This window comes from Rodentibacter caecimuris (genome assembly GCF_010587025.1).
GTDB classification, from domain to species: Bacteria; Pseudomonadota; Gammaproteobacteria; order Enterobacterales; family Pasteurellaceae; genus Rodentibacter; species Rodentibacter caecimuris.
Genome location: NZ_CP040863.1, coordinates 2,371,743 through 2,384,353, shown reverse-complemented (window position 1 = coordinate 2,384,353; position 12,611 = coordinate 2,371,743). Strand labels below are relative to the sequence as shown.

The 12,611-nt window shown below is 38.6% G+C and carries 11 protein-coding genes; 1 reads left to right on the top strand and 10 read right to left on the bottom strand.

Going from position 1 to position 12,611, the window contains the following annotated elements; genetic code table 11:
- The 3 genes from FEE42_RS11620 to lpcA all read right to left on the bottom strand — a co-directional run bounded on the left by FEE42_RS11620 (nt 1) and on the right by lpcA (nt 2,181).
- Nucleotides 1–720 carry a lysine/arginine/ornithine ABC transporter substrate-binding protein gene (locus FEE42_RS11620; protein ID WP_059367184.1) on the bottom strand — a complete coding sequence of 240 codons (720 nt, stop codon included), beginning with the start codon at nt 718–720 and terminating at the stop codon, nt 1–3.
- Nucleotides 721–737: 17 nt separating this feature from the next.
- Nucleotides 738–1,469, bottom strand: coding sequence for an arginine ABC transporter ATP-binding protein ArtP (gene artP, locus FEE42_RS11615; protein ID WP_136126416.1), 732 nt, complete (start codon nt 1,467–1,469; stop codon nt 738–740).
- Nucleotides 1,470–1,596: 127 nt separating this feature from the next.
- Entirely contained in the window at nt 1,597–2,181 is a 585-nt protein-coding gene (gene lpcA, locus FEE42_RS11610; protein ID WP_059367190.1) for a D-sedoheptulose 7-phosphate isomerase, read from the bottom strand.
- A gap of 205 nt (nt 2,182–2,386) precedes the next feature.
- Between lpcA and FEE42_RS11605 the strand changes: the two genes are divergently transcribed.
- Complete coding sequence (locus FEE42_RS11605; RefSeq protein ID WP_059367192.1) at nt 2,387–3,211, top strand: DNA ligase; 825 nt, start codon at nt 2,387–2,389, stop codon at nt 3,209–3,211.
- A gap of 28 nt (nt 3,212–3,239) precedes the next feature.
- On the opposite strand, the gene miaB is transcribed toward FEE42_RS11605, so the two are convergent.
- The 7 genes from miaB to FEE42_RS11570 form a co-directional block, all read right to left on the bottom strand.
- Nucleotides 3,240–4,664, bottom strand: a complete 1,425-nt coding sequence (miaB, locus tag FEE42_RS11600) for a tRNA (N6-isopentenyl adenosine(37)-C2)-methylthiotransferase MiaB (RefSeq protein ID WP_164028679.1) — start codon at nt 4,662–4,664, stop codon at nt 3,240–3,242.
- Between the two features lie 367 nt (nt 4,665–5,031).
- Nucleotides 5,032–5,856 (bottom strand): 3',5'-cyclic-AMP phosphodiesterase, encoded by an 825-nt coding sequence (gene cpdA / locus FEE42_RS11595; RefSeq protein WP_059367196.1) that lies wholly within the window; start codon nt 5,854–5,856, stop codon nt 5,032–5,034.
- Nucleotides 5,857–5,871: 15 nt separating this feature from the next.
- Nucleotides 5,872–6,498 (bottom strand): ADP-ribose diphosphatase, encoded by a 627-nt coding sequence (gene nudF, locus FEE42_RS11590; protein WP_059367202.1) that lies wholly within the window; start codon nt 6,496–6,498, stop codon nt 5,872–5,874.
- Between the two features lie 165 nt (nt 6,499–6,663).
- A complete protein-coding gene (locus FEE42_RS11585) occupies nt 6,664–7,707 on the bottom strand; it encodes a glycosyltransferase (protein WP_237184431.1) in 1,044 nt (347 codons plus the stop codon).
- Nucleotides 7,708–7,746: 39 nt separating this feature from the next.
- Nucleotides 7,747–11,658: an ATP-dependent RNA helicase HrpA gene (hrpA, locus tag FEE42_RS11580; RefSeq protein ID WP_164028671.1), complete on the bottom strand. Its 3,912-nt coding sequence runs from the start codon at nt 11,656–11,658 to the stop codon at nt 7,747–7,749.
- The gene (locus tag FEE42_RS11575) at nt 11,655–12,029 is read right to left on the bottom strand and encodes a DUF423 domain-containing protein (RefSeq protein WP_164028670.1); all 375 of its coding nucleotides are present in this window, start codon (nt 12,027–12,029) and stop codon (nt 11,655–11,657) included. Before FEE42_RS11575 ends, hrpA begins: the two co-directional genes overlap by 4 nt.
- Entirely contained in the window at nt 12,030–12,482 is a 453-nt protein-coding gene (locus tag FEE42_RS11570) for a DUF441 domain-containing protein (RefSeq protein ID WP_059367210.1), read from the bottom strand.
- Between the last annotated feature and the right edge of the window lie 129 nt (nt 12,483–12,611).

Below are 12,611 nucleotides of genomic sequence, written 5' to 3'. Positions count from 1 at the left end.
TTATTTAATCATCCATTTATCATAGATCTTTTGGTATTCACCATTTGCTCTGATTGTCGCCAAACCTTTATTTAAATTTTCGGCTAATTCTTTGTTTGACTTATTCATTGCAATACCTAAACCGTTACCAAAGTATTTTTTATTCGTCACTTTTTCAGCAACGAATTGAATTTCAGGTTCTTTTCCGATCATATCCGCAAGTACAGCGGTATCACCGAAAATAATGTCAATACGACCATTTTTTAAGTCTAAAATAGCGTCTTGTAAACTCGTATAAGCTTTTGGTGAATATTGCTTCGTTTCAGTGACAGTATATTGTTGGAAAGTTGTGCCATTTTGCACACCAATGTTTTTAGCCGTTTCCAGAGTTGCTTTACCTTTCAATGCGACATAGCTTGCCGTGCTATCATAATAGGCCTCTGAAAATAACACCTGTTTTGAGCGCGCTTCGGTGATATCCATGGCGGAAATTGCAGCATCAAAACGTTTTGCCTTTAAATTTGGAATTAATGCATCAAAAGATTCACCTTTAAACTTGCAGGTTGCTTGAATTTCTTTACAAATAGCATTCGCTACATCCACATCAAAACCAATGATCTCCCCTTTTTCATTGGTAAACTCAAACGGGGGATAACTCGGCTCCATCGCAAAAGTAATTTCTTGTGCATTTACTATTGCTGCCGAACCTAATAATACTGCGCTTAAAAGTAATTTTTTCATAATGTCTCCTTATTGTTTTAGTGAGAAAGATATTGTCTAAATTGCTCGGTTTTCGGATGTTCAAAACAATCAGCCGATCCCATTTCTACAATTTTTCCTTGCTCCATATACACAACTTTTGTTGCGACTTTTTGCGCCACATTAACTTCATGGGTCACAATCACTTGAGTAATGCCCGTTTCCTGCAATTCCTTAATAATATCCACTACTTGTGCGGTAATTTCCGGATCTAAGGCTGCTGTCGGTTCGTCAAATAGCAACACTTGCGGTTTCATCATTAACGCCCGTGCAATTGCCACCCGCTGTTGTTGCCCGCCCGATAAATGTAGAGGAAAACGATCAACATATTCTTCCAAACGTAAACGTTTTAGTAACTCCATTGCTTCTGTTTTTGCCGTTGATTCATCTATGCCTAACACTTTCATTGGCGCTTCAATTAAATTTTCAAGCACTGTCAAATGCGGCCAAAGATTATACTGTTGAAAAACCATTCCCACATCTTGGCGTAACTGGCGAATCGCATTCGGATTGGCCGTTGCCTTTGATAAATCAAATTTATTATTGGCAATACTTAATTGACCGGTTGTTGGCACTTCCAATAAATTTAATGTGCGGATTAATGTACTTTTTCCCGCTCCGCTTGGACCCAGTAACACGACCGTATCCCCTTCTTCCGCTTCCAAATTAATATCAAATAATGCTTGGGAAGCACCATAGAAAAAATTTAAATTTTTAACACGAATAGCCATTTCAATTCTCTTTACTTTATAGAATGCACAAATATTACGTTTTTATGCATATTTATGCAAGCATTTAGAATAAAAAATCCCAAAAATAATTTGGGATTTTAAAAATAGTTATGAAAACAACCGCACTTTAAGTGTTTTTTGCCATCTCAAACTCAATGAGCATCATCAAAATATGGATGACTTTAATGTGAATTTCTTGAATACGATCTGCATAACGGAAATGTGGCACTCGAATTTCCACATCGGCAAGCCCAGCCATTTTTCCACCGTCTTTACCTGTCATCGCAATCACTTTCATCCCTTTGGCTTTTGCTGCCTCAATGGCATTCAATACATTTTTAGAATTACCGGATGTGGATAAACCAAATAATACATCGCCTTTTTGCCCCACCGCCTCTACATAGCGTGAAAACACATAATCATAACCAAAATCGTTACTTACACAACTTAAATGACTCACATCCGAAATTGCAATTGCAGGATAGCCGGGGCGATTTTCACGATAACGCCCCGTGAGTTCTTCCGCAAAATGCATTGCATCACAATGAGAGCCGCCATTGCCACAAGAAAGAACCTTCCCCCCCTGTTTGAAACTATCTGAAATTAATAATGCCGCTTGCTGAATTAATTTAATGTTATTTTCATCAGAGATAAATTTATTTAATACATCTTGTGCTTCCACAAGCTCTGATTTGATTTGATCCAAATACATTTTTGCTCCTTTTAGGAAATGAGAAATTTTCGCAACATTGTATAGTAGATAATGCCTTTTATCTAGACTGAAATACAAATTCAACATTTTTGGCTCATCAAGCATTATTTTTTCGAACAGGATCGCAGAGTGTACTCAAAACACTTTGAAAAACTACCGCACTTTTTTAATCTTCAGCCAGTTTTGAACTATAAAAAGAAACCTGATGAGCAACTTACTTCGCGCTATTTTTATATTATTTGTTAGCATAAAATCTTATGCCGATATTGATATAATGCTTCTGAAAAACTATGACAACCAAAATATTGAAGGCTGGGTCATGTCTGAAAAACTTGATGGCGTACGTGGCTATTGGGATGGAACACAACTTTTGACACGTCAAGGACAAAGACTGTTTCCACCGGCTTACTTCATAAAAGATTTTCCTCCTTTTGCTATTGACGGCGAATTGTTTAGTGAACGCAATCAGTTTGAAGAAATATCCTCCATAACTAAATCCTTCAAAAGTGAGCGTTGGAAAAAACTCAAGCTGTATGTATTTGATGTGCCGGATGCCGAAGGAAATTTATTTGAACGGCTTAATCTGTTAAAAACCTACCTTTCAACTCATCCAACTTCCTATATTCAAATCATTGAACAAATTCCCGTTCGAGACAAAAACCATTTGTACGAATTTCTAAAAGAAGTCGAAAGCCAACGAGGAGAGGGCGTGGTTGTAAGAAATCCTAATTCCCTCTACGAAAGGAAACGTAGTACGCAAATACTCAAATTAAAAACCGCTCATGATGAAGAATGTACGGTAATCGCTCACCACAAAGGTAAGGGACAGTTTGAAAATGTGATGGGCTCATTAACCTGTAAAAATCATCGGGGAGAATTTAAGATCGGTTCCGGATTTAATCTTAATGAACGTGAAAATCCACCACCAATAGGATCTTTCATCACCTATAAATATCGGGGATTAACAAACTCCGGTAAACCTAAATTTGCTACTTACTGGAGAGTAAGGGAAGCGCGTGAAATAAAATAAAGGCCGGAATAAAATCCAGCCTATTGAGTTATCCTTGATAGCGCACCACACCTAATTCATCTTCTTTTCGTGTTCGGTTCATCACTTCTTGTGGTGATTGTGCAATACGCAATCCCATTTCCTCTTCAGTACGAACCACTTCGCCACGCAAAGAATTGGTATAGACATCAGTGATTTTCACATCTACAAATTTCCCTATCATGTCAGGCGAGCCTTGGAAATTCACAATGCGGTTTGTTTCCGTTCTACCGGTGAGTTCCATAATGTCTTTTTTCGACGGCCCCTCAACCAATACTCGCTGTTCTGTTCCTAACATACGACGACTAAATTGTGCCGCCTGCTGATTAATCCGTTCTTGCAATACATATAAGCGTTGTTTTTTCTCGTCTTCCGTTACATCATCCGGCATATCCGCGGCCAGAGTTCCCGGACGGGCAGAATAGACAAAACTAAAACTCATATCAAAATTGACCTGTGCAATCAGATTCATGGTTTGCTCAAAATCTTCTGCGGTTTCCCCGGGGAAACCCACAATAAAGTCAGAACTAATTTGAATATCAGGTCGGACTGCACGCAACTTACGAATAATGGATTTATATTCTAATGCGGTATGACTACGTTTCATCATGGTAAGAACGCGATCAGAACCGGATTGAACAGGTAGATGTAAGAAACTCACAAGTTCCGGTGTATCACGATACACATCAATAATATCATCAGTGAATTCAATCGGATGGCTTGTAGTAAAACGTAAACGGTCGATTCCATCAATGGAAGCGACTAAACGAAGTAACTCGGCAAAACTACAAATGTCTCCATCATGGGTCGGGCCACGATAGGCATTAACGTTTTGACCAAGTAAGTTTACTTCACGTACACCTTGTTCGGCTAACTGAGCAATTTCAAATAATACATCATCTACCGGACGGCTAACCTCTTCTCCTCTCGTATAAGGTACGACGCAGAAAGTACAGTATTTATTACAGCCTTCCATAATAGAAACAAATGCGGTAGGCCCTTCCGCACGCGGTTCAGGTAAACGGTCAAATTTTTCAATCTCAGGGAAACTAACATCTACTACCGAACTTTTGCCGCCACGGATTTGGTTAATCATCTCCGGCAAACGATGTAAGGTTTGCGGGCCAAAAATAATATCTACATAAGGCGCACGATGGCGAATATGCTCACCTTCCTGTGAGGCGACACAACCACCCACACCAATCACTAAATTTGGTTTCGTTTTCTTTAATTCTTTCCAACGCCCTAATTGATGAAATACTTTTTCTTGTGCTTTTTCACGAATGGAGCAGGTATTTAGTAGCAACACGTCCGCTTCTTCAGGAATATCTGTCAATTCAAGTCCATGGGTGCTCAACAATAAATCCGCCATTTTTGATGAGTCATACTCATTCATTTGGCAGCCCCAAGTTTTAATATGTAATTTTTGCGTCATCTTTCTATTTCTATAATCATTAGTCAATCCAAAAAAACGGTTGGCTATTGTACAAATTTGTCCTCATTCTTACCAGCCCAAATTTATTTTTACTAGTTTGGAAATAAAAAGTGCGGTCGATATTGACCGCACTTTTTATCTTTTATTCAAGTTTATAAAAATATGTTCCTACCACAATGACGACTATTATATCTGTAACAAGCGCATTGAGAAACGGGTAGATCAAACAACCTAAACCGCCGACTCCAAAGTCCAAAGCCATGACAACCAGCTACTCCTAATGCACCAAAAAAGTATAATAACGGTATATAAATTAAAACGCCAATCAACACAGATACAAATGAAGATATAAATATTCTCATTTTATTTAATACCCTTCTTCCTGCATATTCGGTAGGAACATTGTCTGTTGGATTCGTTTCACTTGCGTAGTAATAGAACCATCAGGATATAACGCAATTTCTCGCCATCCAGGTTGTATCTTGTCTAAGGCAAAATACTGACTATCCGCTTTAAATTGAATGCAAGTTGAAGGTGTTGCCATCACTTGATAATCTTGCCACCGACTATCCACTTGTTGATGAATATGCCCATATAAAATCGCCTTCACATTTTTAAACGGTGCAAGCACATCAAATAAATCATGGGAGTTACGTAAATTATGCTGATCAAGCCAAGCAGAATTTGTCGGTACTAAATGATGGTGGAATACGATTAAAGTATAACGTTCGGGATATTGTTCCAATGTTGCTTTTAATAACCCTAGTTGATGCTGACTCAATTCACCATGAGGCACACCGTAAACTTGGCTGTCCAACAATAAAACCTGCCAATGCTCTCCCAATAAAATATGTTTTGCCTTTTCCATTGGCGGCTGATTTAAATTTTCTACCATTTTAGGTTGAAAATCATGATTTCCGGGAATCCAAAAGACCGGTAATCCGAAAGGTTTTACCATTTTAACAAAACGCTGATACCCCTCATCACTGCTATCTTGCACTAAATCACCGGTAGCCAATATGACATCAAACTCAGTATTGTCTTGTTGAATTTCTTTCAAAACCTGTGCAAAGCTAGCCTGTGTATTCACACCCAATAATTCATTTTTTTCATCTTTAAATAAGTGTGGATCGGTAATTTGTAATAATTTTACAATCGACTTTTCAGTCCGATAAACAAACGTATTTCTCATAGATGACTCCTAACGTCATTGCCAACGTTGTTGCAACTGAGCATAATTTAATTGAAGCCATTGCAAGCCCATCACTGCAATGCAATTATCTATTTTCCCTTCGCACATCCACTGATACGCTTGTTCGCGTTTCACAACATGTACTCGAATATCTTCATTTTCGCAAGCTAAGCCATGAATTCCTTTTGCTTTCGAACTATCCACTTCTCCCGCGAATAGATGAATTCTTTCCACTACACCACCGGGACTATCCCACACACTTAAACAATGAGTTAAGTTTTTCACCGTTACGCCGGCTTCTTCTTCACTCTCCCGTAACGCAACCTCTTCCGGTAATTCTCCTTCTTCCACCATACCGGCAATTAATTCCAGTAACCAAGGAGAGGAATTCGGTTCGGGATAATAAGCGGCTCCAATACGAACCTGCTCCACCAACACTACGGCATCTTCTTTCGGATCATAGGCAATCACTGCCGAAGCCGCACCTTTGATAAGTAACTCCCGTGTGACAATATTGCTTTCACCACCGGCAAAAAGTTTATGTTTAAATTGAATTTTTTTGAGCGTGAAGAATCCGTTATATATCACTTCCTCATTAAGTATTTTAATATCACGCTGTTCAAATTGTTGAATCTCAGACATTTTTTTCTCCAAATACTGCGGCAAAAATCATACGCTTAAAAAACTATAAAACAAATAGAAGGTTTATACTTTTTGTTGAAACTTTGACATGGCTCACAAAAAATAAAATGCCATGATCGTTTCTTCACCAATCATGGCATTTTTCTCAAATTAATAATACTAATGCTATCCAGACCAAGGCTTCTGATTCCCGTGATACTCAATATTTACTTCACATAATTTTTTAATCAACGCTTCCCTCACTCCAGGCTGAGCCAATAAAGACGCTAATTCCTCATCACCTTGTATCTTTATCATTTTCTCTAAATCAGCACTGTAGTTCACTGTATATTTTGCAGATCCTACTCCAACTTTACCCAACTCTTGTAATTTTTTATAAACGTGTCGGTCATTGTATATACCCGAATACCAACTTCGTGAAAGTTCTATCGCTAAAGTTCGGGGAAATGCATAAGTATTCGTATCAATATGACACTCTTGGTTACTAAAATTAAAAACTAGAGGGTATGTTTTGTCAGCATAAATAATATTTAGCTTAACAGGTTTATTAAGCTTCCAATAACCAAGTGATTCCCAGTCATCTGAACAAATAAATTGCCCATTTAAAGAATAAAGATCCCTTAATGAATATGCAAAATCAGCCCCTCTATCTAATACTTTAACAAGTTCTTCAACATGATTTGGTTTATACCAATTATCATCATCTAAATAACAAATAATATCTTCTTCAACCAAAAATGAGGCTATAGCATTAACACCACTGTTCACCATACCATTTTTTCCTGTGTTCATAGGAAGATAAGTAATAACAAGATCTTGATAAGGCTCAACAAGTCCTTTTGCTTTGTCCGAAAATTGCTCACCATCAACAAAAATATAATGACGACACGGATAAGTCTGCGCTTTTACACTTTCAATCGCACGAACCAATTCATCACGCCCAATGGTAGAAGTAACAACCGCTACTGTCTTGTTTGTTTGTTTGTTTGTTTGTTTGTTTGTTTGTTTGTTTGTTTGTTTGTTTGTTTGTTTGTTTGTTTGTTTGTTTGTTTGTTTGTTTGTTTGTTTGTTTGTTTGTTTGTTTGTTTGTTTGTTTGTTTGTTTGTTTGTTTGTTTGTTTGTTTGTTTGTTTGTTTGTTTGTTTGTTTGTTTGTTTGTTTGTTTGTTTGTTTGTTTGTTTGTTTGTTTGTTTGTTTGTTTGTTTGTCACGATGTTATATCCTCCATCGCATAAATAAATATTTTTTAATCAAAACTGTTGAATCAAATTCAAAATCCGCTTATCCGACACTTGATACTTCGTGCCCAACTGCTGGGCAAATAAGCTCACACGCAATTCTTCGATCATATATCGAATTTCCGCAACCTCGTCAGGAATCGGCTTGGATTTTAGCAGTTTAACCAATAATTGTTGATAGGTTTGTTGTACTTGTTCTACACGCAGCATTGCCGCACGATCACGATTTACATCTTGGGCTAGTTTATCGATTCGTTTATCAATAGCCTGTAAATAACGTAATAAATCCGGCAAACGATGATAACCACTTTTTTGTACAAAACCTTGATACACCAAACCGCTCAACTGAGATTTAATATCCGAGAGTGCAAATGCCATAGTAAAATCCATTTTACCTTTTAAACGTTGGTTTAAGGTGTGAGTAAATGTCAGAATTTCTTCAACTTTTTGTGCAATCTCTACCGTAATGTCGTTCAAGTTTTCACGTATAAAATCACGCAGTTTTTCAAAACTTTCCTCATTCCAAACCAAACCGCCAAAATCTGCAATAAGTTTATCCACCGCACAAGCGATACAGTCATCAATTAAATCCAATACCTGCCCAAACGGGGTGAAATAAAGACCAAGTTTGGATTTATTGGGTAATTTTTCGTGTAAATATTTAATCGGTGAAGGCACATTGAGTAACAGTAAGCGGCGTAATCCTTGCTGCATTGCTACTTTTTGTTCAAATTCCGTTTCAAAAAGTTTAATACCGACAGATTCTTTTTCATCTACAATCGCCGGAAAGGCTTTCACACTAAAACCGTGCTTTTTCTGTTCATAAAACTGTGGTAATTCGGCAAAGTTCCAAATATGTACCCCACTCTGCTCAATCGCATCATCCGCTACGGCAGAAATACTTTCTTGCACACGCTCTTTTAACTCAAATTTGAGTGCATCTAAATCCATGGATTCGGCAATTTTCTTTCCTTTTTCATCCACAACACGGAAAGTCATTTTTAAATGGCTTGGAATTTGCGCCCAATTCCAATATTCCTCCGCCACTGTTACCCCAGTCATACGACGCAATTCATAGATGAGCGTATCCAATAGCGGTTTTTCTAAGGGAATAGCACGTTCTAAAAAAGCGCGAGCATAATTGGGTGCCGGAACAAAATTACGTCGGTATGATTTCGGCAAAGATTTAATCAATGCAATCACCAGTTCCTCGCGCAATCCCGGAATTTGCCAGTCAAAACCGCCCATTTCTACTTGATTAAGCAATGGTAACGGAATATGCACCGTTACACCGTCCGCTTCAGTTCCCGGTTCAAATTGATAGGTGAGTTTGAGCTTAAGATTACCTTGATGCCAAAAATTGGGAAAATCCAGTTTACTCACTTTCTCCGCCCCCTCATTAATGAGGAAAGCACGTTCAAAATTAAGTAATTCCGAATCCTGTTTTGAAGCTTTTTTCCACCAAGTATCAAAATATTTCTGCGATACTACCTCTGTACCAATACGTTGATCGTAAAATTCAAATAAGGTACGCTCATCTACTAAAATATCTCGACGACGACTTTTGTGTTCCAACTCTTCGACTTCACGAATCAAACACTGATTTTGTTTGAAAAAATTGTGTTTTGTGTGCCAATTTCCTTCAACCAAAGCAGATTGAATAAAAATCTCTCGGCTCACAATAGGATCGATCGAGCCATAATTTACCGGTCTTGCCACAACAATCGGCACACCGTATAAACTCACCTTTTCATCAGCGATTACCGCGCCGCGTGACTTCGACCATCGTGGCTCGGCATAAGATTTTTTGACTAAATGATCGGCGAGCGGCTCAATCCATTCGGATTCAATTTCCGCCACCATACGCCCCCAAAGTTTCGAGGTTTCCACTAATTCTGCTGTCATCACCCATTTTGGCTGTTTTTTGAAAAGTACAGAATTGGGGAAAATTGAAAAATGGGTATTACGCGCCCCTAGATATTGTTGTTTTTCCATATCTTTCAGCCCGATATGAGACAATAAACCGCTTAAAAGTGCGGTATGAATTTGCTGATATTCTGCTTTTTCTGAATTAATCGGCAACCCCATCTCACGCACCGCAAGACGAATTTGATGATAAATATCCTGCCATTCTCGGATACGCAAGTAATTTAAGAAATCTTTTTGACACTGGCGGCGAAATTGATTTTTGGTCAATGCTTTTTGTTGTTCTTGGAGATAATTCCAAAGGTTTAAAAATGCCAAAAAATCGGATTTCTTATCTGCAAAGCGACGATGCTTTTCATCTGCTGATTGCTGTTTCTCGGTTGGGCGTTCACGCGGATCTTGAATGGATAGTGCAGAAACAATCACCATTACTTCATAAACACTCGAAAAATTGACCGCACTTAATAACATTTTGGCTAATCGGGGATCAACCGGAAGTTGGGCAAGTTGACGACCGGTTTGTGTCAATCGGCGTTTTTCGCCTGATTTTGTTTTAATCGTTTCAAACGCGCCCAATTCTTCCAACAATTTCACGCCGTCTTGAATATTCCGCCTATCCGGCGCATCGACAAATGGAAACGCCTCAATATCATCCAAGCCTAATGCCGTCATTTGTAAAATAACGGAAGCCAAATTAGTACGCAAAATTTCCGGATCGGTAAATTCAGGTCGGGAATTAAAATCCTCTTCTGAATAAAGACGGATACAAATACCTTCACTCACACGCCCACAACGTCCTTTACGCTGATTCGCAGAAGCCTGTGAAATCGGTTCAATCGGCAAACGTTGAACTTTTGTCCGATAACTATAACGGGAAATACGTGCTGTGCCCGGGTCAATCACGTATTTAATTCCCGGTACGGTTAGTGAGGTTTCCGCCACATTGGTAGCAAGTACGATGCGATTTAATCCGCTAGGATGAAAGATTTTATTTTGTTCCTGTGCAGACAGGCGGGCAAAGAGCGGTAGAATTTCCGTGTGTTTTAGATTTTGCTTTTGTAATGCTTCTGCCGTATCACGAATTTCCCGCTCTCCATTCATAAAAATCAAAATGTCGCCTCGGCCTTCCGCTTGAAGTTCATCTACCGCACTCAAAATGCCTTGCAGTTGGTCTTGATCTGCCTCATCGATAATTGGACGATAACGCACTTCGACGGGATAAGTTCTACCTGATACTTCGATAATAGGGGCGTGATTAAAATGTTTGGAAAAACGTTCTACATCAATCGTTGCGGAAGTAATGATGACTTTTAAATCCGGTCGGCGTGGTAAAAGCTGTTTCAGATAACCGAGTATAAAATCGTTATTTAGGCTACGTTCATGTGCTTCATCAATAATCAGACAGGAATATTGATTGAGGAAACGATCCGTTTGAATTTCAGCCAGTAAAATCCCATCGGTCATCAGTTTTATTTGGGTATTATCGCTAATTTGGTCATTAAAACGGACTTTATATCCCACCAAATCACCCAAGTCGCTTTGTAATTCTTCGGCAATACGGGCAGCAACGGAACGGGCGGCAATACGGCGAGGTTGGGTATGCCCAATCATACCTAAACGACCTAATCCCAACTCCAAGCACATTTTCGGCAACTGAGTGGTTTTGCCAGATCCAGTCTCCCCTGCCACTACAATAACTTGGTGCTCTGATAATAGCTTTTTGATTTCCTTTTTACGTTGGCTAACCGGCAGGTCTTCAGGGAAAATAATGGGATTTTTAACCGCACTTTTACGCTGTACCACACGCAATTTTGCCTGTTGAATTTGTCGTTCAATTTCCGATGCCACTGCTTGTTGCGCATCTTGATTTTTAATTTTACCAATACCCTGAATACGCGAAAATAACCGACGTTTTTCCACCAACATCAGGTTATCAAGTTGAGAAAAGAGAGATTGTTGTAAAGAATTAAATTCAGATTTTATCGTTCTTTTTTTCATTCTGATTTACTTTTGAAACTGCCGTAGGCCAGACTAAACCAGCCAATTAAAAATAAACTGCCGCCAATCGGAGTGAGCCAAACGACTGGCTTTCCCAAACCAAATGCAAGGGCATATAAGCTGCCACTAAAAAGCAATATACCGAATGCCCATGCCATCGCAGCAAAATTTGCAAATTTATTATTGCACCATGTCGATAGCCCCACCGCTAACATTGCTAGCGTATGAAATAGTTGATATTTCAGACCGGTATCAATCCATGCAAGAGCTTTATTATCCAAAATATGAGTTAAACCATGTGCGGCAAATGCGCCCAAAGCTACGCTGAAAAACCCACTCAACGCAGCAATAAATAACCATTTATTCTTCATCTAAAATTTTCCGATTAATAGCGCTAAAATTCCTGCTGCAATAAGGGGTCCGACAGGAATCCCTCCAAGAAAAGCGACACCGATAACTGTCCCTACCAGTAAACCTGTGACTAATATCGGTTGCTCCCCCATTAGCGAAACGCCTTTGCCGGCAAGCCATGCCACAAACATACCAACGATAACCGAAAATACCATTTTCCAGCTTAACAAATTGGCAACATTAGGTAATTGAATTTTACCCGAAACCAACGGACTTAATACCCCAATGGTTAAAATAATAATCCCGATTTTTAAACCATATTTTTCAAGTAATGGGATATATCCAGATAAAAAAGTCTGCTGCATAATCAACAATACTGCAGATGAAATGGTAATCGCGCTGTTATGGCTAATGACTCCCAGAATAATAAAAATCACCAGCAACAAAGCGATCATATTGAACTGTAACGACATCATAGCTCCTAACAAAATGGTTATAAAAATATGTTTTACAAAATATGAATCAAGTGAAATTATAGCAAGTTATTAATTTCCTGTATTTTTATTTAGTAAAAAATCGGAGTAAAAGTAAATTTACCTATC